This window comes from [Micrococcus luteus] ATCC 49442 (genome assembly GCF_010367585.1).
GTDB classification, from domain to species: Bacteria; Actinomycetota; Actinomycetes; order Actinomycetales; family Micrococcaceae; genus Arthrobacter; species Arthrobacter luteus_A.
This window is the reverse complement of sequence record NZ_JAAAXP010000001.1, coordinates 1457905-1480779: the sequence shown is the minus strand read 5'-3', so window position 1 is coordinate 1480779 and position 22875 is coordinate 1457905. Positions and strand designations below refer to the sequence as shown.

The 22875-nt window shown below is 65.0% G+C and carries 20 protein-coding genes; 11 read left to right on the top strand and 9 right to left on the bottom strand.

Annotated elements, in window-relative coordinates; translation table 11 throughout:
• Positions 1 to 19 precede the first annotated feature (19 nt).
• The gene (gene dnaE / locus GUV69_RS06695) at positions 20 to 3577 is read left to right on the top strand and encodes a DNA polymerase III subunit alpha (protein ID WP_164200836.1); all 3558 of its coding nucleotides are present in this window, start codon (positions 20 to 22) and stop codon (positions 3575 to 3577) included.
• Here the strand turns inward: dnaE and GUV69_RS06690 are convergent.
• Positions 3574 to 4071 carry a flavin reductase family protein gene (locus tag GUV69_RS06690; protein WP_164200834.1) on the bottom strand — a complete coding sequence of 166 codons (498 nt, stop codon included), beginning with the start codon at positions 4069 to 4071 and terminating at the stop codon, positions 3574 to 3576. The two genes, dnaE and GUV69_RS06690, sit on opposite strands and share 4 nt — an antisense overlap.
• Positions 4072 to 4204: 133 nt before the next feature.
• Between GUV69_RS06690 and GUV69_RS06685 the strand changes: the two genes are divergently transcribed.
• From GUV69_RS06685 to nrdR, 3 genes are all read left to right on the top strand, one after another.
• Positions 4205 to 4738 (top strand): hypothetical protein, encoded by a 534-nt coding sequence (locus GUV69_RS06685; RefSeq protein WP_164200832.1) that lies wholly within the window; start codon positions 4205 to 4207, stop codon positions 4736 to 4738.
• Positions 4739 to 4747: 9 nt separating this feature from the next.
• A complete protein-coding gene (gene hisD, locus GUV69_RS06680; protein WP_164200830.1) occupies positions 4748 to 6124 on the top strand; it encodes a histidinol dehydrogenase in 1377 nt (458 codons plus the stop codon).
• A gap of 124 nt (positions 6125 to 6248) precedes the next feature.
• Positions 6249 to 6755, top strand: coding sequence for a transcriptional regulator NrdR (nrdR, locus tag GUV69_RS06675; protein WP_164200828.1), 507 nt, complete (start codon positions 6249 to 6251; stop codon positions 6753 to 6755).
• Between the two features lie 112 nt (positions 6756 to 6867).
• Here nrdR and ppgK read toward each other — a convergent pair whose 3' ends face one another.
• Positions 6868 to 7671, bottom strand: coding sequence for a polyphosphate--glucose phosphotransferase (gene ppgK, locus GUV69_RS06670; protein ID WP_164200825.1), 804 nt, complete (start codon positions 7669 to 7671; stop codon positions 6868 to 6870).
• A gap of 68 nt (positions 7672 to 7739) precedes the next feature.
• Complete coding sequence (gene map / locus GUV69_RS06665) at positions 7740 to 8618, bottom strand: type I methionyl aminopeptidase (RefSeq protein WP_164200823.1); 879 nt, start codon at positions 8616 to 8618, stop codon at positions 7740 to 7742.
• 123 nt (positions 8619 to 8741) lie between these two features.
• Between map and GUV69_RS06660 the strand changes: the two genes are divergently transcribed.
• Positions 8742 to 8906, top strand: coding sequence for an SPOR domain-containing protein (locus GUV69_RS06660; protein ID WP_164200821.1), 165 nt, complete (start codon positions 8742 to 8744; stop codon positions 8904 to 8906).
• Positions 8907 to 9029: 123 nt separating this feature from the next.
• Here the strand turns inward: GUV69_RS06660 and panB are convergent, their stop codons facing one another.
• A complete protein-coding gene (gene panB, locus GUV69_RS06655; protein ID WP_164200819.1) occupies positions 9030 to 9935 on the bottom strand; it encodes a 3-methyl-2-oxobutanoate hydroxymethyltransferase in 906 nt (301 codons plus the stop codon).
• A gap of 230 nt (positions 9936 to 10165) precedes the next feature.
• Here panB and glnA (GUV69_RS06650) point away from each other — a divergent pair, with 230 nt between their 5' ends.
• Genes glnA (GUV69_RS06650) through GUV69_RS06635 form a run of 4 tightly spaced genes read left to right on the top strand, consistent with a single transcriptional unit; the run spans position 10166 to position 15554 of the window.
• On the top strand, positions 10166 to 11506 hold the full coding sequence (gene glnA, locus GUV69_RS06650) for a type I glutamate--ammonia ligase (RefSeq protein ID WP_164200817.1): 1341 nt from the start codon (positions 10166 to 10168) through the stop codon (positions 11504 to 11506).
• Between the two features lie 9 nt (positions 11507 to 11515).
• The gene (locus tag GUV69_RS06645) at positions 11516 to 14527 is read left to right on the top strand and encodes a bifunctional [glutamine synthetase] adenylyltransferase/[glutamine synthetase]-adenylyl-L-tyrosine phosphorylase (RefSeq protein WP_164200815.1); all 3012 of its coding nucleotides are present in this window, start codon (positions 11516 to 11518) and stop codon (positions 14525 to 14527) included.
• A 56-nt stretch (positions 14528 to 14583) separates the two neighbouring features.
• Positions 14584 to 15027 carry a VOC family protein gene (locus GUV69_RS06640; RefSeq protein ID WP_164200812.1) on the top strand — a complete coding sequence of 148 codons (444 nt, stop codon included), beginning with the start codon at positions 14584 to 14586 and terminating at the stop codon, positions 15025 to 15027.
• Positions 15024 to 15554 carry a GNAT family N-acetyltransferase gene (locus tag GUV69_RS06635; protein WP_208786700.1) on the top strand — a complete coding sequence of 177 codons (531 nt, stop codon included), beginning with the start codon at positions 15024 to 15026 and terminating at the stop codon, positions 15552 to 15554. The genes GUV69_RS06640 and GUV69_RS06635 overlap by 4 nt, the downstream gene beginning before the upstream one ends.
• 283 nt (positions 15555 to 15837) lie before the next feature.
• Here the strand turns inward: GUV69_RS06635 and glnA (GUV69_RS06630) are convergent, their stop codons facing one another.
• Positions 15838 to 17262 (bottom strand): type I glutamate--ammonia ligase, encoded by a 1425-nt coding sequence (gene glnA, locus GUV69_RS06630; RefSeq protein WP_164200811.1) that lies wholly within the window; start codon positions 17260 to 17262, stop codon positions 15838 to 15840.
• A 262-nt stretch (positions 17263 to 17524) separates the two neighbouring features.
• On the opposite strand from glnA (GUV69_RS06630), the gene GUV69_RS06625 reads away from it, so the two are divergent.
• A complete protein-coding gene (locus GUV69_RS06625; RefSeq protein WP_164200809.1) occupies positions 17525 to 17962 on the top strand; it encodes an RDD family protein in 438 nt (145 codons plus the stop codon).
• Here the strand turns inward: GUV69_RS06625 and GUV69_RS06620 are convergent.
• From GUV69_RS06620 to lipB, 4 genes are all read right to left on the bottom strand, one after another.
• On the bottom strand, positions 17959 to 18315 hold the full coding sequence (locus GUV69_RS06620; RefSeq protein WP_164200807.1) for a DUF3817 domain-containing protein: 357 nt from the start codon (positions 18313 to 18315) through the stop codon (positions 17959 to 17961). The genes GUV69_RS06625 and GUV69_RS06620 overlap by 4 nt on opposite strands.
• Before the next feature lie 101 nt (positions 18316 to 18416).
• A complete protein-coding gene (locus tag GUV69_RS06615; RefSeq protein WP_164200805.1) occupies positions 18417 to 19169 on the bottom strand; it encodes a DUF4191 domain-containing protein in 753 nt (250 codons plus the stop codon).
• 86 nt (positions 19170 to 19255) lie between these two features.
• Entirely contained in the window at positions 19256 to 20263 is a 1008-nt protein-coding gene (gene lipA / locus GUV69_RS06610; RefSeq protein ID WP_164200803.1) for a lipoyl synthase, read from the bottom strand.
• Positions 20260 to 20928 (bottom strand): lipoyl(octanoyl) transferase LipB, encoded by a 669-nt coding sequence (gene lipB / locus GUV69_RS06605; RefSeq protein WP_164200801.1) that lies wholly within the window; start codon positions 20926 to 20928, stop codon positions 20260 to 20262. Before lipB ends, lipA begins: the two co-directional genes overlap by 4 nt.
• 139 nt (positions 20929 to 21067) lie before the next feature.
• Here lipB and GUV69_RS06600 point away from each other — a divergent pair, with 139 nt between their 5' ends.
• Positions 21068 to 22861: a serine/threonine-protein kinase gene (locus GUV69_RS06600; RefSeq protein ID WP_164200799.1), complete on the top strand. Its 1794-nt coding sequence runs from the start codon at positions 21068 to 21070 to the stop codon at positions 22859 to 22861.
• The last annotated feature ends 14 nt before the right edge of the window (positions 22862 to 22875 follow it).

Here is a 22875-nt window from a genome sequence, read left to right as displayed (position 1 = left end):
CAGCGCTTAGAATGGTCCGGTGACTTCCAGCAATGCCTCGTTCGTCCATCTCCACAACCACACCGAATACTCCATGCTGGACGGCGCCGCCCGTCTGGGGGAGCTCTTCGATGAGACCGAACGCCTCGGCATGCCGGCCCTCGCCACCACTGACCACGGCTACCTGTTCGGCGCCTTCGATTTCTGGAAACGCGCAACCGACCAGGGCATCAAACCGATCATCGGCGTCGAAGCCTATGTGACCCCGGGCACCGCGCGGACCGACAAGAGCCGTGTCCGCTGGGGCGAGGAACACCAGCGCAAGGACGATATCTCCGGTGGCGGTTCGTACACCCACATGACGCTGCTGAGCTACAACAACGCCGGCATGAGGAACCTCTTCCGGGCGTCCTCCATCGCCTCCCTGGATGCCGTGTTCGGGAAGTGGCCACGCCTGGACCGTGAGCTCCTCAACACGTATTCGGAAGGCCTGATCGCCACCACAGGCTGCCCGTCCGGTGAAGTGCAGACCCGCCTGCGCCTCGGCCAGTACAAGGAGGCAGTGGAAGCCGCCGCGGAGTTCCGTGACATTTTTGGCGCAGAAAACTATTTCTGCGAACTCATGGACCACGGGCTGGATATCGAACGCCGGTTCACCGGGGACCTGCTGCGGCTGGCCAAGGACCTTAACCTCCCGCTGGTAGCCACCAACGACCTCCACTACACCCACGAGCACGATGCCAAGGCCCACGAGGCCCTGCTCGCCATCCAGTCCGGGTCCACCCTGCTGGAGCCCACTTACGACAACGGCGGATCCCGCTTCGCCTTCTCCGGCAGCGGCTACTACCTCAAGTCGCCCCAGGAGATGCGCGAGCTGTTCCGGGACCACCCGGACGCCTGCGACAACACACTGCTGATCGCCGAGCGCTGCGAAGTCTCATTCAACACCGGCGCCAACTACATGCCCCGCTTCCCCTGCCCGCCGGGCGAGGACGAAACGTCCTGGCTGGTCAAGGAGGTGGCCACGGGGCTGGAGTACCGCTACCCGGGAGGCGTCCCGGACAAGGTCCGGACCCAGGCCGACTACGAGCTCGAAGTCATCACCTCCATGGGGTTCCCCGGGTACTTCCTGGTGGTGGCTGACTTCATCAACTGGGCGAAGAACAACGGCATCCGCGTTGGACCCGGCCGTGGTTCGGGTGCCGGCTCCATGGTGGCCTACGCCATGCGCATTACCGACCTGGACCCGTTGCATCACGGCCTGATCTTCGAGCGCTTCCTCAACCCGGACCGCGTTTCGATGCCCGACTTCGACGTCGACTTCGATGATCGCCGCCGGTCCGAGGTGATCGACTACGTCACCCGCAAGTACGGTGACGAGCGTGTGGCCATGATCGTCACCTACGGCACCATCAAGACCAAGCAGGCCCTCAAGGACTCTTCCCGCGTGCTGGGCTACCCGTTCAGCATGGGGGAGCAGCTGACCAAAGCCCTGCCTCCGGCCGTGATGGCCAAGGACATTCCGCTGGCCGACATCCAAAACAAGGATTCCAAGCGGTACAGCGAGGCCGGCGACTTCCGCCAGCTGATCGGGACAGATCCCGAAGCAGCCAAGGTCTTTGAGACTGCCCTCGGCATCGAGGGCCTGAAACGCCAGTGGGGCGTTCACGCCGCCGGTGTGATCATGTCCTCGGACCCCATCATCGATGTCATCCCCATCATGCGGCGCATCCAGGACGGCCAGGTGATCACCCAGTTCGATTACCCCACCTGCGAAGGCCTGGGCCTGATCAAGATGGACTTCCTGGGGCTGCGGAACCTGACGATCATTTCCGACGCCCTGGAGAACATCAAGCTCAACCGCGGCCACGACCTGGACCTGGACAGCCTGGCCCTTGACGACGTCCCCTCCTACGAACTGATGGCCAGGGGCGACACGCTAGGCGTGTTCCAGCTCGACGGCGGCCCCATGCGCGCGCTGCTGAAGCTGATGAAGCCTGACAACTTCGAAGACATCTCGGCCGTCCTGGCGCTCTACCGTCCCGGCCCCATGGGCGCCAACGCGCACACCGACTACGCGCTGCGCAAGAACGGGATCCAGGAAGTCATCCCGATCCATCCTGAGCTCAAGGAGCCCCTGGCCGAAATCCTCGGCGGCACCTACGGCCTGATCGTGTATCAGGAACAGGTCATGGCGGTGGCGCAGAAACTGGCCGGCTACTCCCTCGGCCAGGCCGATATTCTCCGGCGCGCCATGGGCAAAAAGAAGAAATCCGAGCTGGACAAGCAGTTCGCCGGGTTCTCCCAGGGAATGCAGGACAACGGCTACTCCATGGAAGCCGTCAAAACGCTGTGGGACATCCTCCTGCCGTTCTCCGACTATGCCTTCAACAAGGCGCACTCAGCCGCCTACGGCGTGATTTCGTACTGGACCGCCTACCTGAAGGCGCACTACGCGCCGGAGTACATGGCAGCCCTCCTGACCTCCGTGGGCGATGACAAGGATAAATCGGCGATCTACCTCAATGAATGCCGGCGCATGGGAATCACCGTGCTGCCGCCGGACGTCAACGAGTCGGCCCTGAACTTCACCCCTGTTGGCAATGACATCCGCTTCGGCATGGGGGCCATCCGCAACGTGGGCGTCAACGCCGTCGAAGCCATGGTGGCCGCCCGCGAAAAGGAAGGCGCCTACACGTCCTTCAAGGACTACCTGGTTAAGGTTCCCGCCGTGGTGTGCAACAAACGCACCATCGAATCCCTGATCAAGGCCGGCGCCTTCGACTCCCTCAACCACCATCGGCGCGCACTGGCGATGATCCATGAGGAAGCCATCGACTCTGTCATCACCCTCAAGCGCAATGAGGCGATCGGCCAGTTCGACCTCTTCGCCGGCTTCGAGGAAGCCGAATCCGAAGCCTCCCTCAGCATCGAGATTCCGGACCTTCCTGAATGGGAGAAAAAGGACAAGCTGTCCTTCGAACGGGACATGCTGGGACTCTACGTCTCGGACCACCCCCTCCAGGGCCTCGAAGGGCTCCTGAGCCAGCACGCGGACCAAAGCATCACGTCGATCATCGCCGAGGACGGGCCGCACGACGGCGCGATCGTCACCATCGCGGGCATGATCACCTCGCTCAGCCGCAGGATCGCGAAGGCCAGCGGCAATGCCTATGCCCGCGCCGAAATCGAAGACCTTGGCGGCTCGATGGAAGTGATGTTCTTCGGCCAGGTCTACGGTCCCATCGCGTCGGTGCTCGCCGAGGACCTGATTGTGGTGGTGAAGGGCCGCCTGCAGCGGCGCGACGACGGCGCCGTGACGCTGAACTGCATGGAACTGAGTGTTCCGGACCTCAGCGAGGGGACAAACGGACCCCTGCAGATTTCGATGCCCACGCACAAGGCCACGGAGGCGGTGGTCACCGAGCTCGGGGACGTCCTGCGGAACCACCGCGGAAACTCTGAAGTCAGGCTGCACCTGCAAGGGGATACGCGCACCGAAGTCATGGCCCTGCCCGTTCACCTCAGGGTCAACCCAAGCCCGTCACTTTTTGGAGACCTGAAGGTCCTCCTGGGGCCGACCTGCCTGGACTACTAAATTTCGTAGTCCAGGGGGACGGGCTGGCCGTAGCTGCCCGAGTGGTACAGGAGCGGCGAGCCGTCCTCACCCACGGCGCCCTCCACCACCTCGACAACCACCACGGCGTTGTTCTCGAACGAGAGCCGCATCTGGATCTTGCCGATCAGCCAGCCTGCAACGTCCTTGAGGACCGGGACATCGTGCGGGCCCAGTTCCCAGTGGTCCCCGCCGAAGCGGTCCTTTGTCCGTGCGAACCGGTCGGCCAGCGCCTGGTTTTCCAGGCCCAGCATGTGGACGCCGAGGTGGGTGGCGTTGGCCACAGCCGGCCAGGAACTTGAGCTGCGGGCCATATTGAAGGTGAACCGCGGCGGCTGGGCTGACAAAGACGCGACGGAGGTGGCGGTAAACCCGTACGGCTCACCGTTGTAGTTCACCGTGATGATGGCGACGCCCGCCGCGTGGCGCCGGAACATTTCCTTGAACGTGCCCTCGAACGGCGTGGTGTCTGACATCGTGTGGTGCTCCCTGGAAACATGCTGAATTGGACTCTCCCTTAAGGGTATGGGTCCGGGCGGGCACGGCGGAATCGGCTGACAATCCACGTCATGTGACCCCGGGTAGCCAACCTTTGTTAAGGTTTGTTGCATGAAAGAACACAGCAGTCACCGGGTTGCCCGGTTGCCTTGGACGTGGTTTGCCGCGGCCGCGGCCGGTGGAATTCCCGTAGGACTGTTATGGTGGCTGCTCGCTCCGGGCGGGCTGAACCTGATCACCCGCGACCCTGCCCTCGGCGACGGGACCAATCCGGTGGTGTGGCTGCCGCGTGACCTGACCCTTGGCGGCCTCCTGGTTTTCGCCGGCTGCCTGGTGGCCGTTTTCCTTACGGACAAAGGGGGCCGGGCGGCACAGGCAGCATTCCTGCTCAGCCTGGCCGGTGGACTCGCAGGCGCTGCCGTTGCCTGGCAGACCGGTGTGCTGGCGGGCCGGCTGTGGGGTGCCCCGGCGGATACGGCCTTTAATGCCAGCGTGGCGTTCTCGCTCCGCTCGCTGTCCGTGCTGTTGCTGTGGCCGGCGGCCACAGCAGCCTCCGTCTTTGCGCTGAGTCTGCTGAACCTCCTCAGGAAGGGGCCCGACGCCGGTATGGCACCCCACGCCGGAGGCACCGCGCCCGGCGCGTAAAATAGTCCGGTGACCATTTCTTCTGAATCTCCAGCCACCCCGCCGTCCGCAACCGTCAGCTTCCGGACGGTCGATTTGCGGGGACGCGGCCTGACCCTGGCCGGCTTGCGTGCCGCTGTGCCCCGCGCCCGGCAGAACACGGTGGCGGATGCAGAAGAAAAAGTACTCGGCATCATCACAGCCGTCCGCCAGCAGGGTTTCGCCGCCCTCAGCGACCTTGCCCTCCGGTTCGATGGAGTTGACCAGGTGCATCCCCGGGTCCCGGCCGAATCGCTGGCCAAGGCGCTGGCGGAGCTGGATCCGGCCGTGCGCCGCGCACTGGAGGAGTCCATCAGGCGCGCCCGGCAGTTCGCCGACGGACAGCGGCCGCGCAATATCGACGTCGAATTGGGCGACGGTGCGCTGGTGAGCCAAAACTGGGTCCCCGTTTCGCGTGTGGGACTCTACGTTCCGGGGGGTCTGGCCGTCTACCCGTCCTCGGTCATCATGAATGTTGTCCCCGCGCTGGCCGCCGGAGTGGAATCGATCGCCCTCGCCTCGCCGCCGCAGAAGGACTTCGGCGGGCTCCCGCACCCCACCATCCTGGCCGCCGCGGCCCTGCTCGGCATCGGCGAGGTGTACGCCATCGGAGGCGCGCAGGCCATCGCTGCCTTCGCCTACGGTGTGGAAGCAACCGACGCCGGACCCGCCCTTGATCCCGTTGATGTGGTGACAGGTCCCGGAAATATTTTTGTGGCCACCGCAAAGCGGCTGGTCAAGGGGGTGGTGGGCATCGACTCCGAGGCCGGAACCACAGAGATTGCCATCCTGGCCGATTCCTCCGCCCAGCCCGGCCTGGTGGCAGCAGACCTGATCAGCCAGGCCGAGCACGATCCCCACGCTGCCTCGGTACTGATCACCGATTCCGAGGATCTTGCCGCGGCGGTCCGTCTCGAACTGGACCGCCAGGCTGCCGCCACCAAGCACTCCGGCCGTGTGCGTGAGGCCCTCTCCGGCCCCCAGTCGGGCGTTGTGCTGGTGGAGGACCTCGAGCACGGCATAGCCGCCTGCGATGCCTATGCCGCGGAACACCTTGAAATCATGACAGCGGACGCGGCAGCGGTGGCGGCAAGGATCCGCAACGCCGGCGCGATTTTCGTGGGGGACTACAGTCCCGTCAGCCTCGGGGACTACTGTGCCGGGTCCAACCACGTATTGCCCACAAGCGGCACAGCAGCGTTTTCCTCGGGCTTGAACGTCACCACGTTCCTGCGTGCCATCCAGGTGGTCAACTACAGCCGGGCCGCCCTTGAGGAAGTCAGCAGCCACATCGTGAGCCTGTCCGCTGCGGAGGACCTCCCTGCCCACGGCGAAGCTGTGACGGCGCGCTTCAGCGCAACGTCCTGATCCGGGGGAGCGGAACCAAAACAACTACATATAGTGGCTGCACCACTACATGTAGTGTTACAGGCTTGTTGTTCGCCGAGCTGCAACCGTAGACTGGAAGCTGACGATCGAGGGAAGGGGCACCATGTATTGTCCGTTCTGCCGCAATCCGGACTCCCGCGTTGTGGACAGCCGTATGGCCGACGACGGCTCAGCCATCCGCCGTCGCCGCCAATGCCCCGAGTGCGGCCGCCGGTTCACCACCGTCGAAACAACCAGCCTTTCCGTGATCAAGCGTTCGGGCGTGGGTGAGCCGTTCAGCCGGAGCAAGGTCATCAACGGCGTCCGCAAGGCCTGCCAGGGCCGGCCGGTCAGCGAGGATGACCTCGCGCTCCTTGCCCAGGAGGTTGAGGAGCAGATCCGTGCCTCCGGTGCTGCCGAGATCGATGCGCACGAAGTAGGGCTGGTCATCCTTGGACCCCTGCAGAAGCTCGACCAGGTAGCCTATCTGCGTTTCGCCAGCGTGTACCAGGCTTTCGATTCCCTTGAGGACTTCGAGACCGCCATTGCGCTGCTCCGCCACGAGTCCGTTGATGAACCCGCCGGACCGCCGGCGAAGACTGTCAGGAATTCCGAAAAGAGCCCGCTGTAAGTTCCGTTACGACTGGTGGCCGCCGCAAACAAACGGCGCCGCACACGTAAGCCACTGAACCCCTGCCCGGCATGCCGGGCAGGGGTTCAGTGGCTTCACGTCCGGGTTGCGGCTACTTGGTGAGCTTGTGCTTCACGGCGATTTCGACGGCGGCGCCCACGATTCCAGCCTCGTTCTTCAACTCGGCCGGCACGATGGGGGTGCGCAGCTTCATGTGGGGCAGGTATTCGTCCGCGCGCTTGGAGATGCCTCCGCCCACAATGAACAGCTCCGGGGAGAAGAGGAACTCAACGTGGGAGAAATAGCGCTGCAGCAGGACGCTGTACTCTTCCCAGCTCAGCCCGTCCCGCTCGCGGGCAACGGCGGATGCCTTGGACTCGGCGTCGAAACCATCGATCTCCAGGTGGCCCAGTTCAGCGTTTGGGACCAGATTGCCGTTGAAGATAAAGGCGGACCCGATACCGGTTCCCAGGGTGATGACCAGGACCGTCCCGTCAATCCCTGCGCCGGCACCGTAGCGCGCTTCCGCCAGGCCGGCGGCGTCGGCGTCGTTGATGACCTCTACCGGCCGGCCCAGGCGCGCGGTGAGCAGGGCGTCGATGTCCGTGTTGAGCCAGCTCTTGTCCACGTTGGCTGCAGAATGCACCACACCGTGCTGGATGATGCCGGGGAACGTGACTCCCACAGGCGAATCCGGGGCCGGTGCCTCCGGGCGGCTGGAGAGTTCGGCCACCACCTGCGCCACAACGTCGGCCACGGCCTCGGGGGTGGCGGGCTGGGGAGTGGGCACCCGGAACCGGTCACCCAGCAGCTTGCCCTTCTTCAGGTCGACGATGCCGCCCTTAATTCCGGTACCTCCGATGTCGATGCCGATCAGCGGGGCTTTTTTGTGCGACTTCTCGTCCTTCTTGGCCAATGTATTTTCCGTTCGTGGCAGGCGGGCAGGGCGGGCAGGCGGGCAGGCCGGGAGGCTGACCGGGTGATTCAGGGGAGCGTAAGAACCTCAGCGCCGGATTCGGTGACCAGCAGCGTGTGTTCAAACTGCGCGGTCCTCTTGTGGTCGCGGGTGACAACCGTCCAGTCGTCTTCCCACATGTCCCATTCAACAGTGCCCAGCGTCAGCATGGGTTCGATGGTGAACACCATTCCGGCTTCGATCACTGTGTTGTAGGCAGGGGCGGCATCGTAGTGCGGGATGATCAGGCCGGTATGGAAGGCCTCGCCCACGCCGTGGCCCGTAAAGTCGCGCACCACGCCGTAGCCGAACCGCTTGGCATAGGACTGGATGGCGCGGCCGATGACGTTGATTTCCCGGCCGGGCGCCACGGCCTTGATGGCCCGGTTCAGGGACTCCCGGGTGCGCTCCACCAGCAGGCGCGATTCGTCGTCGACGTCGCCCGCCAGGAAGGTGTAGTTCGTGTCGCCGTGGACGCCGTTGATAAATGCCGTGATATCGATGTTGAGGATATCTCCGTCCTGGACCACGGTGCTGTCCGGGATGCCATGGCAGATGACTTCATTCAGTGAGGAACACAGGGACTTCGGGAACCCCCGGTATCCCAGGGTGGAGGGGTATGCCTTGTGGTCCAGCAGGAACTCATGGCCCACCTTGTCCAGCTGGTCCGTGGTGACTCCGGGCCTGATGTGTTTCCCCACCTCAACGATGGCCTGCGCGGCGATCCTGCTGGCGATCCGGATCTTCTCGATGGTCTCTGCTGACTTAACCTCTGAGCCGGTGAACTTGGCCGGCCCGGGCTTGCCCACATACTCGGGGCGCGGGATGGACGCCGGAACGGGCAGCGGCGGGCTGACCGTTCCCCGGGTAAGCGTGCCGGTGGGTGCAGTCGAGGCTAGGGAAGGCATAGATTGATCATATAAGGCACCGCAGAACGCCAAGTAACGCGAGGGCATAACGCGCCCCTGCGTGCACCTACGTTACGCGGGTCACACCCGGGGCTTCGCGCCCGCCGGATCGAAGGAGTGCTGATGACCGAGTTCTGGTACAACGTGAAAACGCATGAGGTCGAGGAAGACGCCATGTCGGACTGGACCCAGCTGATCGGGCCATATAAGACACGGGAGGAAGCCGAGCACGCCCTCGAAAAGGTCCGGGCCCGCAACGAGGCCTGGGACAAGGACGAAGAGGACTGACCGGTACAGCAAGGAGGCACACGGGACCCACGAAGACAGTGCGCCAGAGAGCGGCGAGCGGGGTGCGTGGCCTGGGGAGCGGCGGGCCGGGCCGGCATCTCCGCTAGCGGGCCGGCACCTCCGCTAGAAGGAGTGCTCCGGGCCCGGGAACCGGCCCGACCGGACGTCCTCGTTGTAGGCCTTCGCTGCGTCGCTGAGGGTGCTGCGAAGATCGGCGTATTGCTTCACGAACTTCGCCATCCGGCCGCCGCGGAGCCCTGCCATGTCCTGCCACACGAGCACCTGCCCGGTGGTGGCATTGCCCGCCCCGATCCCCACCGTCGGCACGCTGATCGCCGCGTCAACGGCGGCCGCCGTGTCCGCGGGAACCATTTCCATCAGGACGGCGAACGCACCCGCATCAGCCAGCGCCACGGCGTCGTCGATCAGGCGCTGCGCATCATCGCCGCGGCCCTGAACCCTGTAGCCGCCCAGCGAGTGTTCACTCTGCGGCGTGAAGCCGATGTGCGCGATCACCGGAACGCCGGCCTGGACCATGGCCCGGACGGTTTCCGCGTAGTACTTTCCGCCCTCGATCTTGACGGCGTGGGCGAGGCCCTCCTTGAGGAAGCGGACCCCCGTTTCCACACCCTGCTGCGGTGAGACTTCATAACTGCCAAACGGCAGGTCTGCCACCACCATGGCGCGCTTGGCAGACCTCGCCACAGCGCGGCACAGCGGGAGGAGTTCATCCACGGTGACGGGAAGGCTGGTCTCGTTGCCGAAAACATTGTTGGAGGCCGAATCGCCCACCAGGAGGACATCGATGCCCGCCTGGTCGAAGATCTCCGCACTGTACTGCTCGTACGCGGTCAGCATGGCGAAGCGGGTGCCGTCCCTTTTGGCCTGCTGCAGGTGGTGGATGCGCACCCGCGCCGCGGGCTTTGCCGGCGCTTCCGACGACGGCGGCTGCACAGGTGCGGGTCCGTTGCCGTAAGGAGCGGGTACTTCAGCGGACGCGGCTGACTCAGAGCTATTGGTTGAGGCCATGGCAAGAGCGTAATGCGGGCGGGGCAGTCCGGGCCACCGCTGCCTGGCCCGCGGACGGTGATCCGTGTCATATCAGGGGCGGTCCGATGCAGGCCCGGCGTGTTAACGCTGTGTTACGTCCGGTGCCGGCTCCCGCATCAGCGGCAATTGCTTAGTAAAGTGATTGTGAACTGCTGCCGGCCCCCGTTTCCGCGGGCCCGGGGCACCGTTAGACCGGAGAAGAGGCCTTCATGGACCGCCAGCAAGAGTTTGTCCTGCGCACAATCGAGGAGCGCGACGTACGGTTCGTACGTCTGTGGTTCACCGACGTCGTGGGTTCACTCAAGTCGGTGGCACTCGCCCCCGCCGAGGTTGAGGGTGCTTTCGAAGAAGGGCTCGGTTTTGACGGTTCGGCCATCGAAGGCCTTGCCCGTGTGTTCGAATCGGACATGCTGGCCCAACCGGATCCGTCCACGTTCCAGATACTGCCGTGGCGCGGCGAGACCGAGCAGACCTCTCGGATGTTCTGCGACATCCTCACCCCGGACGGCGAACCGTCGGCTGCGGATCCGCGGAACGTCCTCAAGCGCAACCTGGCCAAGGCCGCGGACATGGGATTCACGTGCTACACGCACCCGGAAATCGAGTTCTACCTTCTGAAGTCCCAGCAGCCGGGGCCGGACGGCGCGCCGGTCCCCGTGGACGAAGGCGGCTACTTTGACCATGTTCCCGGCGGCGTGGCGCAGGACTTCCGGCGCACGGCCGTGACCATGCTGGAATCGGTAGGCATCTCCGTGGAGTTCAGCCACCACGAAGCCGGGCCCGGCCAGAATGAAATTGACCTCCGGTACGCGGACGCATTGCAGACGGCGGACAACATCATGACGTTCCGCACCGTGATCAAGGAGGTGGCACTCCAGCAGGGCACGTACGCCACCTTTATGCCCAAGCCGTTCACGGACCACCCCGGCTCCGGCATGCACACGCACTTTTCGCTGTTCGAGGGCGACGCCAACGCCTTCTATGAGGCCGGCGCCGAGTTCCAGCTCTCCAAAACGGCCCGGCAGTTCATCGCCGGCGTCCTCAAGCACGCTCCCGAGTTCACGGCGGTCACCAACCAGTTCGTCAACTCCTACAAGCGGCTGTGGGGCGGCGGCGAAGCGCCCAGCTACCTCAGCTGGGGCCATAACAACCGTTCGGCACTGGTCCGGGTCCCGCTGTACAAGCCCGGTAAGGGCCAGTCCGCCCGCATCGAATACCGCGGCATTGATTCTGCGGCGAACCCCTACCTGGCCTACGCCGTCCTGCTGGGTGCCGGGCTGAAAGGCATCGAAGAGGGCTATGACCTTCCGGCGGCAGCCGAGGACGACGTCTGGTCACTGAGCTCGGCCGAGCGCCGGGCAATGGGCCACGACCCCCTGCCCGCCAGCCTCCACGATGCCATCCGCTCCATGGAAGACTCGGAACTGATGCCCCAGATCCTGGGTGAGCAGGTTTTCGAGCACTTCCTTCGGAACAAGCGTGCCGAATGGCAGGATTACCGGCTCCAGGTGACGCCGTACGAACTGCAGCGCAACCTCGGCATTCTCTAGGCTGTGGCGGTGAGCCTGGCCCGCCGCCTGATCTCAGCCGGCTTCAGCGACCTGGAGAAGGGTGAGCGCTTTCTGGCTGCCCCGGAACTGGACGGATTGGACGAGGACAGGATCTTCGCCGGCCTGCAGATGGCCGCCAACCCCGACACCGCGCTCCAGTCCCTGGTCCGGCTGATTGAAAAGCACCCTCCTCTGCGGGAGTTGGCGGCGGCTGATCCTGAGACCAGCGAGCCGCTCTACCGGGTCCTTGGGGCTTCTGAAGCGCTTGGGGAGTTCCTCATCCGTCATCCGGAACACCTTGTGGCGTTTGAGGTTACCGCCAGCCCTGAACCGGTGCAGGCGGACCCGGAACAGCTGCGTTCCGCGCTGCTGGCGTCCGTCCGGGCGGACCCGCGTTCTGCCCGGCCTGTCGCGGGGATTTCCGGCACGGAGGCGTATGCGGCCCTGCGCACCGCCTACCGGCGGGGTGTAGTGGACCTTGCCGTCAAGGACCTGTGCGCTGCCGACCCCCTGGACTTTATGCCCGCCGTCGGAGCCGAACTCGCGGACCTGGCCGGGGCTGCCGTCGAGGCCGCCCTGGCAGTTTCCCGGGCAGAAGCTGCTGAGCAGTTCAGCGCCGGCGAGGTGGCCGCCGTTGGCCTGGCCGTGATCGGCATGGGCAAATGCGGAGCACGGGAACTGAACTACATTTCCGACGTCGACGTCATCTACGTGATCGATGCAGGCGACGTCGATGACGCCCGGGCCAACACCATCGGCACGGCCCTGGCGTCCGGCATCTCCCGTGCCATTTCCTCGGTGGCCCGCGAACCCGGCCTCTGGGAGGTGGACGCCAACCTGCGGCCGGAGGGCAAGTCGGGCCCGCTGGTGCGTACCCTGGCCTCGCACGAAAGCTACTACGCGCGGTGGGCAGAGAGCTGGGAATTCCAGGCACTGCTGAAGGCACGCACCATTGCCGGGGACAAGGACCTGGGGGAGCGCTACGAAAAAGCGGTAGCGCCGCTGATCTGGAGTTCCGCCGGCCGTGAGGGCTTTGTGGAATCCGTCCAGGCGATGCGCCGCCGGGTGACCGAACACATCCCCGCAACGGAGGAACAGCGCCAGATCAAGCTGGGCCGCGGCGGCCTTCGGGATGTGGAGTTCACGGTGCAGCTGCTCCAGCTGGTCCACGGGAAGTCCGATGAATCACTCCGGTGCAGGGATACGACCTCGGCCATCACAGCACTTTCCTCGGGTGGCTACATTGGCAGGTCCGATGCCGCAGCCTTTGACCACGCCTACCGGTACCTGCGCCTCCTGGAACACCGCATCCAGCTGTTCCAGCTTCGCCGCACCCACCTGATGCCGGTCAGTGAAGCAGCCCTGCGCGCCCTCGCGAAGGCAGTGCTGAGCCCCTTCTCCAATGACCGGCCGCCGCCTGCCTCGCTGCTGGCGACCTGGCAAAAGACCAAACGTTCCGTCCGCGAACTGCACGAGCGCATCTTCTACCGGCCCCTCCTGAACACCGCGGCGAAACTCAGCAGCGAGGACGCCAGGCTGACACCGGAAGCTGCCCAGGGCCGGCTCGCCGCATTGGGCTACCTTGATCCAAAGGGCGCGATGCGGCATATCGAGGCCCTGACCGCCGGGGTGAGCCGGCGCGCGGCCCTGCAGCGCCAGCTGCTGCCCATCCTGCTGGACTGGCTTGCCGAGGGTGTTGATCCCGACGCCGGACTCCTCGCCTTCCGGCGCGTCAGCGAGGCCCTGGGCACCACCCACTGGTACCTGGGCATGCTCCGGGATTCCACCGCGGCCGCTGAACGGCTGTGCCATGTGCTCTCCAACTCCCGGCTGATTGCGGACCTGTTGGAGGTTTCGCCTGAATCGGTTGCCTGGCTGGGCAACGACAAGGACCTCGCGCCGCTCGCTTTTGAAGCACAGTGGCAGGAGATCACCTCCAAAATGTCACGCCATGCCGATCCGGAAAGCGCCATGCGGCTGATCCGGCTGATCCGGCGGAGGGAGATCCTCCGGATCGCCATCGCCGATTCCGCCGGGCTGCTCAAGCAGGACCAGGTGGGCGCCGCCCTGGCTGACACGGACCGTGCCGCGGTACTCGGCGCGCTCCGCGTGGCCGAGGGCATCGTGTCCGCGAAGGGACCGCTCAAGACTGCCATCCTGATCGTTGCCATGGGCCGGCAGGGCGGACGGGAGATCGGCTACGGTTCGGATGCCGACGTGATGTACGTGCACCGCGCCCTGCCCGGCTATACCGAGGAAGAGGCGCAGGAGCAGGCCGCCCGGATCGTGTCCAAAGTGTCCAGCCTCCTGACACAGCCGCTCAAGCCTGCCATCATGGCCGAGCGGGTCCTGCAGATGGACGCTGACCTCCGCCCGGAGGGAAAGAACGGCGCCATGGTGCGTTCCCTCGATTCCTTCGCCGAATACTACCGCCGGTGGTCCCTGGTCTGGGAGGCGCAGGCGCTGCTCCGGGCGCGGCCCATGGCCGGCGATGATGCCCTTGCCGATGACTTCCTCGCCCTCATCGATCCGATCAGGTATCCGGAGAGTATTTCGGACCATGACGTCCGGGAAGTGCGCAGGGTCAAAGCGCGGGTGGAAGCCGAGCGGCTGCCACGCGGGGCGGATCCTGCACGCCACCTGAAGCTGGGGCGCGGAGGACTGAGCGACGTGGAGTGGCTGGTGCAGCTCCTTCAACTCCAGCACGCGGGGAAACACCATGAACTGCGGACAACCTCAACCGTGGAGGCCCTGGATGCGGCGGCGTCCCTGGGCCTGCTTTCCGTGGCTGACGCGAAGCTCCTGGCGGATGCGTGGCGGCTGGCCAGCCGGATCCGTTCGGCCAACGTTATTTGGACCGGCCGGGCTTCGGATCTGCTGCCGTCCTCCCGCCGGGACCTCGAAGCCGTGGCCCGCTGGTGTGGTTATGAACCCGGCCACGCCGCCACCCTGGAAGAGGACTACCTGCGACTGAGCCGCAGGGCCCGGGCGGTCTTCGAGCGGGTGTTCTACGGCCACTGATTGCCGTCCCACGGGTCTGCAGACAGCCGCGGCGGTCCGGTGCTACCTTGGGGCGCATGGCTACGCAAATCTACCTGAACCTGCCCGTGAAGGATCTGAAGAGGTCGGTCGATTTCTTCACCGCCCTTGGCTTCTCCTTCAACCCGGACTACACCGATGAAAACGCCACCTGCATGATCATCAACGACAACGCGTTTGTCATGCTGCTTGTGGAAGGCTTCTTTAAGACCTTTACGCACAAGGACGTGGCCGATGCCGCCGGCGCCACCGAGGCCATCATGGCCTATTCCGTGGACAGCAAGGAAGCGGTGGACGAGACCGTCAGGAAAGCCCTCGCGGCCGGCGGCACGCCGTCCCAGGAAGTGCAGGACTACGGCTTTATGTACAGCCACAGTTTCCAGGACCCCGACGGTCACCTGTGGGAAGTCATGTGGATGGACCCTGCCGGACCGCCGGCCGGGGAGACGCCGGCCGGGAGCACCGAATCACCAGCCAACTGACTGCCGCAATCCAGTCCGTCTGGCTCATTTCCCTGGACGACCTGGAACCGGATGCGTGCGCCATCCAGCTGGGAGCCGTCGCCCTCCTGGAGCTGGCACCCGGGCAGCTCGCATTTGCCGGCGATCCGCTGCGGATGGCCCTGTCCGGCCTGGCGGAGGAGTCGCGCCGGCCGTATGTGATCGAAGCGGCAGGGGAAGCCGTCGGGGTGTTGACGCTGCAGGCAGGGGCGGCCAGCCTGGCCGGCTGGCCGGATGACCATTCCGCCTGGCTGCTGCGTGGGTTCCTCATCGACCGGCGGCGGCAGGGCAAGGGACTGGGAACGCTTGCGGCGGCAGCGGCGGTGGCAACCGCCGCGAAACTGACCGCGCGGCACACAAGCGCTGAGGCCGGCGTCGTACTTTCCGTCAATGAAGCGAACCCCGCAGGCCTGGCAGCCTACCGGAAAGCCGGATTCCTGGACCACGGACAATACCTCGGCGGAAGCGCGGGCCCGCAGCGCACCATGTTCTGCAGCTTTACGGGATAATTCCGTCAGACACGGCGGCCGGGGCATTGCCTCCAGCCCCACATTGACCCATCATGTGAAATGGCGGTGTTCTTCAATCCTTGTTGGGGGGAAGGCTTGAAAAGTCTTCGTCTCGGGGAGCACATGTCAGGGGGCTGGCTCTTGGTCTCAGCACGTCGGAGCCAGCCCCCGCCCTTTTAAACCCTGGACGCCGCACTAAAAAAGTCCGCCCGGGCTCCACAGCATGGATGCTGGCAGCCCGGGCGGACTTCGTGGGGTTGAACGTGTTCAGCCCCGCGATTTTCTAGACGCCGTAGTAGAGCTCGAACTCGTACGGGTTCGGGCGCAGGGACAGCGGGCGGATCTCGTATTCGTACTTGTACTCGATCCAGGTGTCGATCAGGTCCTGGGTGAACACGCCACCGGCCTGCAGGAACTCGTTGTCCTCGCGGAGGGCCTCAAGGGCTTCTTCCAGCGTTCCCGGAGCCTTGGGGATGTCCTTGGCTTCCTCGGCGGGGAGCTCGTAGAGGTCCTTGTCGATGGGGGCCGGCGGTTCGATGCGGTTGCGGATGCCGTCAATGCCGGCCATCAGCTGGGCAGCGAAGGCCAGGTACGGGTTGGAGGAGGGGTCCGGAGCGCGGAACTCGATGCGCTTGGCCTTGGGGTTGGAGCCCGTGATCGGGATACGGATACCGGCGGAGCGGTTGCCCTGCGAGTACACCATGTTGACCGGAGCTTCGAAGCCCTTGACCAGGCGGCGGTACGAGTTCACCGTCGGGTTGGTGAAGGCCAGCACGGCGTCGGCGTGCTTCAGCAGGCCGCCGATGTACCAGCGGGCGGTGTCGGACAGGCCGGCATAGCCCTTTTCGTCGTAGAACAGCGGTTCGCCGTTGGTCCACAGCGACTGGTGGCAGTGCATGCCCGAGCCGTTGTCACCGAAGACCGGCTTCGGCATGAAGGTCACGGACTTGCCCCAGGCGTCGGCCGTGTTCTTGATGACGTACTTGAACTTCTGCAGGTCATCGGCGGCGTGGGTCAGGGTGGTGAACTTGTAGTTGATCTCAGCCTGGCCGGCGGAGCCTACTTCGTGGTGGCTGCGCTCGACCTCAAGGCCGGCCTCGTCCAGGGCGATGCACATGGCGTCGCGGAGGTCGGCCTGCTTGTCGGTGGGGGAAACCGGGAAGTAACCGCCCTTGACGGGGGTCTTGTAGCCGAGGTTTCCGCCTTCTTCTTCGCGGCCGGAGTTCCAGTGGGCCTCTTCGGAGTCGATCTTGTAGAAGCTGCCCTCGGGGGAGGACTGGTACTGGACATTGTCGAAGACAAAGAACTCAGCCTCAGGGGCGAAGAACGCGGTGTCGGCGATGCCGGTGGAGGCGAGGTAGGCTTCGGCCTTCTCAGCCACGCCGCGGGGGTCGCGGTGGTAGGGGTCTCCGGTGCGCGGGTTCACGATGGAGAAGTTCAGCGCCAGCGTCTTTTCCATGCGGAAGGTGTCCACAAATGCGGTGGTCACATCCGGGATCAGCTGCATGTCGGACTCGGCGATGCCCTGGAAGCCACGGATTGAGGAACCGTCGAAGAGCTGGCCGTTGACGAAGAAGTCTGCATCCACGCTCTTTGCCGGCACGTTGAAGTGCTGCTGGACCCCGGGGAGGTCGGTGAAGCGGATATCAACGAATTTAATATCCTCGTCCTTGATGAACTGGAGGACTTCGTCCGCATTCTTGAACATCTATGCTCCTAACGCATATGTAAATATCGGCTGGCAAGCCATCTGGTCCGGCGCAATCCGAAAGGCAGGGAAACTCAGTTTCCCTGCTTGGGCAATTGCTTGAAACTGGTACCAACCTTATGGATACGTCATTTCCCGACGGTGTCCACATTGTTTCGGGCAGGTTACAGAAATGCCCTGATCAGGCAACGCTATAGGGTGTCCCCTCTACGGTCCAGCGGCTTTCGCGATGTGAACGGTGCGAAGTCGGTAAGCTTGGACAGTGGTAAATCGTGACGACATCGGCTCCTGGCTCACCGGACCGGACACTTCCGGCATCTCAAAATACCCGGGGGAGCGCCTTGGGCTGCCGGAATCCGGCTCCGGCTCCATTGCCCGGGCCGGACGGCGCATTGTGGCCATCATGCTGGACTGGGGCCTCGCCACACTGATCAGTAATTTCGCGTTCGGCGGAGACGCCTGGGCAACCCTCGCCGTTTTCGCTGCTGAGCAGATTCTGCTCGTGGGGACGCTCGGCTACAGCATTGGCCACAGGATCGTGGGCATCCAGGTATTGCGCCTCGGCGGAGGGCCGGCAGGGCCTCTGGCTGCCGTGGTCCGGGCCCTGCTCCTGTGCCTTGTGATCCCGGCAGTGATTTTCGACCCCGAGCACCGCGGCCTGCACGACAAGGCGATGAATACGGTCCTGGTCCGCCGCTAGACCCCGGCTGGTTCCTTGACTTCTGCGGAGCGTGGTGCGTCGTCGGTGAGGTAACCGCGCTTCCCGGCCCAGCGCTCGAACGCGATGGTCGCGAAGGGGAAGACAGCGGAGATCCCGGCGAACAGTGCCACGGTGAACGGCCAGCGCTGAAGCCGCCACAGGGCGAGGGCAGCCACGCCGTAGCCCACAAAGAGCGCGCCGTGTATCGGGCCGGCAATCTCTACGCCCAGCTCAGTGGTCTTGGCGATCCATTTGAAGTACATGCCAGTCAGCAGGGCTGCCCAGCTGAACGCCTCGGCGACCGCCAGGATCCGGAAGGCACGGATTGCAACAGATTTCAGCGGTACTCTCATGGGTCTCTCCGATCACAGGATGATTCCGGCGCCTACGGGGCGCCACAAAAAAGACCGCCCCGGTGCCCGGCTTGGGCCGGAACCGGGGCGGTTCACACGTTCTAGCGTCCGCGGTTGGGACGTGCCTTGTAGGGATCTATGCCCTTGGGGATGGGGAGGCGGTTACCCAGCGACGAGATGCGCTTGGAGACGGCATTGACCTCAAGTTTGGTCAGTTCCTTCTTCATCTTGCCCATCTTCTTGGCCACCTGGCTGATGGGGACCTGGCCCTCGCCCCGGCCGCTCTCGATCACGTGGACCGTAACGTTCGGGAGGATGCGTGCCAGGCGTTTGCGCTCGGCGTCCAGCAGCGGCTTGACCCGGGCGCTGGGTCCTTCGCTGACCAGGACAACGCCCGGACGGCCAATGGCGCGGAAGACGGCATCCTGCGTGCGAGGGTTGACCGAGACAGGCTGGTCTTCGGTGATCCAGCCGCGCTTGAGTGTGCCCAGGGCAGCGCCCGAGGCGCCGGGCTGGTTTTCGATCTGGGCGAATGCCGCACGTTCGGCCCGCCGGGACAGGATCAGCGTGGCGCCGAGCAGGCCCAGGGGAATACCGATCAGCAGGCCCGTGATCCAGTTTTCAAGCAGCAGGCCAACCACAAGGCCGACAGCCACAACGCCCAGGAACACCAGCAGCATCAGCCACGGGACCATGGGGTCATGGCGGCGGGTCATGTTGAAGACTTCGCCGATCTGCTTGAGCCGGCTTGGCTTTTTGACCTTTGCTTCCTTTGGCTTGCGCGAGAAGAGGCCACGCTTCGGGGCGCCGTCGGCCGCCGGAGTAGTGTTACTGGAATCAGGGGATTTCGCCATAGTGCCTCAATTCTACGTGATTTATGGCTGAGGGCCGGACGGCGGACATTGTCCGGTGCCGGCCCTCAGGCACAACGCGCTGCAGCTCAGGAACGTGCGGCCAGCAGGGAGCTGGCTTCCTGGCGGGTGCTGCCGGAGGACTTGATGTGGGCGAGTTCGGCGGGGATTTCCCAGCCTTTCTTGCGCATCGCGGTGGCCCAGAGCCGGCCGGCACGGTAGGAGGACCGGACCAAGGGCCCGGACATGACGCCGAGGAAGCCGATCTCGTTGGCCTCGTCCTGGAGGTCCACGAACTCCTGGGGCTTGACCCAGCGGTCCACCGGCAGGTGCCGCTCGGACGGGCGCAGGTACTGGGTGATGGTGATCAGGTCACAGCCGGCCTCGTGCAGATCCCGCAGGGCTTCGGAGATTTCCTCGCGGGTCTCGCCCATGCCCAGGATCAGGTTGGACTTGGTCACCATGCCCAGGGCTCGGCCCTGGGTGATGACATCCAGGGACCGCTCGTACCGGAACGCGGGCCGGATCCGCTTGAAAATCCGCGGCACGGTCTCGACGTTGTGCGCGAACACCTCGGGCTTGGAATCGCAGATGGCCGCGATGTGCTCGGGCTTGCCGGAGAAGTCCGGGATCAGCAGCTCCACCCCGGTGCCCGGGTTCAGCTCGTGGATCTTCCGCACCGTCTCGGCGTACAGCCAGACACCCTCATCGGCGAGGTCATCGCGGGCCACCCCGGTCACGGTGGCGTAGCGCAGCTGCATGGCCTGGACACTCCGGGCCACCTTCGTGGGCTCGAACATGTCCACCGGGGAGGGCTTGCCGGTATCGATCTGGCAGAAATCACAGCGCCGGGTGCACTCGGACCCGCCGATCAGGAACGTGGCTTCCTTGTCTTCCCAGCACTCAAAAATGTTCGGGCAGCCGGCCTCTTCACAGACCGTGTGCAGGCCTTCCTTTTTGACCAGGTTCTTGAGCTGGACATACTCAGGACCCATCTGGACCTTGGCCTTGATCCACTCCGGCTTCCGCTCCACGGGTACAGCGGAGTTACGCTGCTCAACGCGCAGCAGCTTCCGGCCTTCTGGTGCCAATGTCACAGGAGCGCTCCTTCGGGGTTTGAAACGAGCGCTTCTTCGTGTTTGCGGAACTCGTCCATAAACCGTTCGGCGATATCGCTCGGGTTGATGTTTTTGCCGGCTTCGATGGACATCGTGGTAACGCCGGCGTCCGTGATGCCACAGGCGATGATCTGGCCATAGGGTGCCAGGTCATTGTTGCAGTTGATGGCGACCCCGTGCATGGTGACGCCGTCCAGGACGCGGATGCCGATGGCGGCAATCTTCCGGTCCGGACCCTTGGTGTCCGCGGGGATCCACACTCCGGCGCGTCCCTGGATGCGCCCGGCGTTAATGGCATAGTCCGCCATGACGGCAATCATGACGTCCTCGAGCCGCTCAACATAGTCGCGGATGCCCGAGCGGTTCTTCAGTTTGAGGATGGGGTAGGCGATCAGCTGGCCGGGGCCGTGCCAGGTCAGCTTTCCGCCGCGGTCCACAGGCACCACGGGGGTGCCGTCCAACGGGCGCTCGTGCTCTTCTGTGAGCTTGCCCGCCGTGTACACAGCGGCATGTTCGAGGACGAGAACTGTGCTGGGCGCTTGGCCCGCGACGACTTTGGCGTGGATTTCGCGCTGCAGGTCCCAGCCGCGGACGTAGTCAACGAAGTCCGGGGCGAGACCCACCTGTGAAAACTCAAGAGTCATGGCATCCAGCTTAGACCCCGGTTTGTAAGGGGTCCGATATAAGTGGCGGACCTCTCATGCACCGCCGGCCACTGCACTGGACGGGGCAGCCCTGTGGATAACTTCTGCAGGCTTCCGCGGAATCCGCTAGACATGACCCATGGATGATTTCACTGCTCCGGACGTGCCCGGCTTTATGGTGGGACGGGTGCTGGGCCGAGGCGGAAGTTCAACCGTTTTGCTGGTCACCGAGGAAAGGTCCGGCCGCGACTTTGCGTTGAAATGTCTTGGCGTCAAACACGGCCGGCGGGCCGCCGATCCCTGGCCAGCGGGTGCAGCAGTAGAAGAGGACCTCCGCCGGGAAATCCGGATCCTGTCCGTACTCGACCATCAGCATCTTATTAAGGCCCATGACGCCGTCAGGTTCACGCCGAAACCGGGGCCGGCAGGGACCGCGGAAACGGGCGCCGGCGGAATCGGCCTGCTGCTGGACTATGCGCCCGGCGGCTCGCTTGCAGAGCTTGTGGGAGGCCGGCGCAAACTTCCCGTGGGGGAGACGGTGACGGTGCTGACCCCCATCGCCCAGGTACTGGGCTACCTGCACGCCAAGGGTTTCACTCACGGCGATGTCTCGCCGGGAAATGTCCTGTTTACCGGGCACGGCAAACCGATGCTGTCCGACGTCGGCATTGCCAGGATGGTAGGCGACGCCGCGGGGGTGCCGGACTGCGGCACGGCGGGCTTTATGGACCCGGCCCCGGTGGACGCCGTCCGGGCCGGACTCCAGCCGGAACGCGACGTGTATTCGCTGGCGGCGCTGGGGTGGTATTGCCTTACGGGCGAGCCGCCGCGCCGGACCGCGGAGCGGCCGCCCCTGTCCCTTCTGCTCCCGGATGTGCCGCCGGAGCTGGCCGCCGCCCTGGAGGCAGGCCTTAACGAGGACCGGCGGTTGCGGCCCGGTGCCGTGGAGCTGGCGACGGCGATCTACCGCAGCGCGCCACCCTTGCCCATAGATCTCGCGTCCTCCGTCCATGCCACCGTTATCCCGCAGCTTCTGACCAGGCGTCGTGTCCCGGAACATCCCGAGGGGGCCGTCCGGAGCGGCCTGCGGGCCTGGGGACGCAGGCTGTCGACGTCGCGCTGGTCCGGGCTGGTCGGGGCGCGCCAGAAGCTGCCGTTCCCGGAAAGCGATAAGCCCGTGCCACGGGGGAAGCACACAGTGGTTTCGGGTGAAACGCGGCGGGCGAAGAACCTGGGCCCCATGAAGCCCGGCGCTGAACCATCCGGGCCCGATCGCAGGGGCAATGTGGTGCCGAAGGCAGGGCAAAGGCGCGGGACGCTTCTGCTGGCGGCAGGCGCTGTGGCCGTGGCGGCCGGCACCATCTGGACGGCCGGTGCGTTTGGCCCGGGCGGACCGCTGGAAGGCCCGGCCGGGGCAGGACCACAGATAGTCGGCACTGAGCTGGCGGACAGCACGCAGAGTGGTCCGGGCGGGAACACTGACGGGCCGGCGGCACCCGGCAATGCTGACACGGGGATTCCGGCAGCCGTCGCGGCGCAGCTCGGTTCGACTGACCCGGCCGAGGCAGTCCGCGCGCTGGCTGCCGTGCGGTCGCTGGCGTTCAGCTCCGGCAGGCTGGAGCTCCTGGACCTTGTTAACGCGCCGGGCTCCACGGCGGCTGCCGCCGATGCGCGGCTCAAAGACGAGCTGCAGGCATCCGGGCGGCTCCTGGCCGGTTTCTCCAGCACGGTTTCCAACATCGAGGTCGAGCAGGGAAGTTCAGCCAGCCAGGCGGTAGTCGGCGTGACGTCGGCAACCTCGTCCTATGTGGAACAGGACAGTGCGGGCCAGGTGCTGGCCGCCGGTGCCCCTGGCACGGAACAGGTCCTTCGGCTCGTGCTGGTTTTCCTGGACGGGCAGTGGCGGATTACGGATGTTCTGCCAGGCTCCTGACGGTCCGGCCCCGG

Bases quoted from the DNA above. Each gene is read 5' to 3' on its own strand.
- GUV69_RS06615 (WP_164200805.1), bottom strand. From the start codon at position 19,169: ATGGCGAAATCCCCTGATTCCAGTAACACTACTCCGGCGGCCGACGGC.
- map (WP_164200823.1), bottom strand. From the start codon at position 8,618: ATGCCTTCCCTAGCCTCGACTGCACCCACCGGCACGCTTACCCGGGGA.
- GUV69_RS06660 (WP_164200821.1), top strand. From the start codon at position 8,742: ATGACCGAGTTCTGGTACAACGTGAAAACGCATGAGGTCGAGGAAGAC.
- glnA (WP_164200811.1), bottom strand. From the start codon at position 17,262: ATGTTCAAGAATGCGGACGAAGTCCTCCAGTTCATCAAGGACGAGGAT.
- glnA (WP_164200817.1), top strand. From the start codon at position 10,166: ATGGACCGCCAGCAAGAGTTTGTCCTGCGCACAATCGAGGAGCGCGAC.
- GUV69_RS06620 (WP_164200807.1), bottom strand. From the start codon at position 18,315: ATGAGAGTACCGCTGAAATCTGTTGCAATCCGTGCCTTCCGGATCCTG.
- GUV69_RS06640 (WP_164200812.1), top strand. From the start codon at position 14,584: ATGGCTACGCAAATCTACCTGAACCTGCCCGTGAAGGATCTGAAGAGG.
- panB (WP_164200819.1), bottom strand. From the start codon at position 9,935: ATGGCCTCAACCAATAGCTCTGAGTCAGCCGCGTCCGCTGAAGTACCC.
- GUV69_RS06690 (WP_164200834.1), bottom strand. From the start codon at position 4,071: ATGTCAGACACCACGCCGTTCGAGGGCACGTTCAAGGAAATGTTCCGG.
- nrdR (WP_164200828.1), top strand. From the start codon at position 6,249: ATGTATTGTCCGTTCTGCCGCAATCCGGACTCCCGCGTTGTGGACAGC.
- GUV69_RS06600 (WP_164200799.1), top strand. From the start codon at position 21,068: ATGGATGATTTCACTGCTCCGGACGTGCCCGGCTTTATGGTGGGACGG.
- GUV69_RS06685 (WP_164200832.1), top strand. From the start codon at position 4,205: ATGAAAGAACACAGCAGTCACCGGGTTGCCCGGTTGCCTTGGACGTGG.
- lipB (WP_164200801.1), bottom strand. From the start codon at position 20,928: ATGACTCTTGAGTTTTCACAGGTGGGTCTCGCCCCGGACTTCGTTGAC.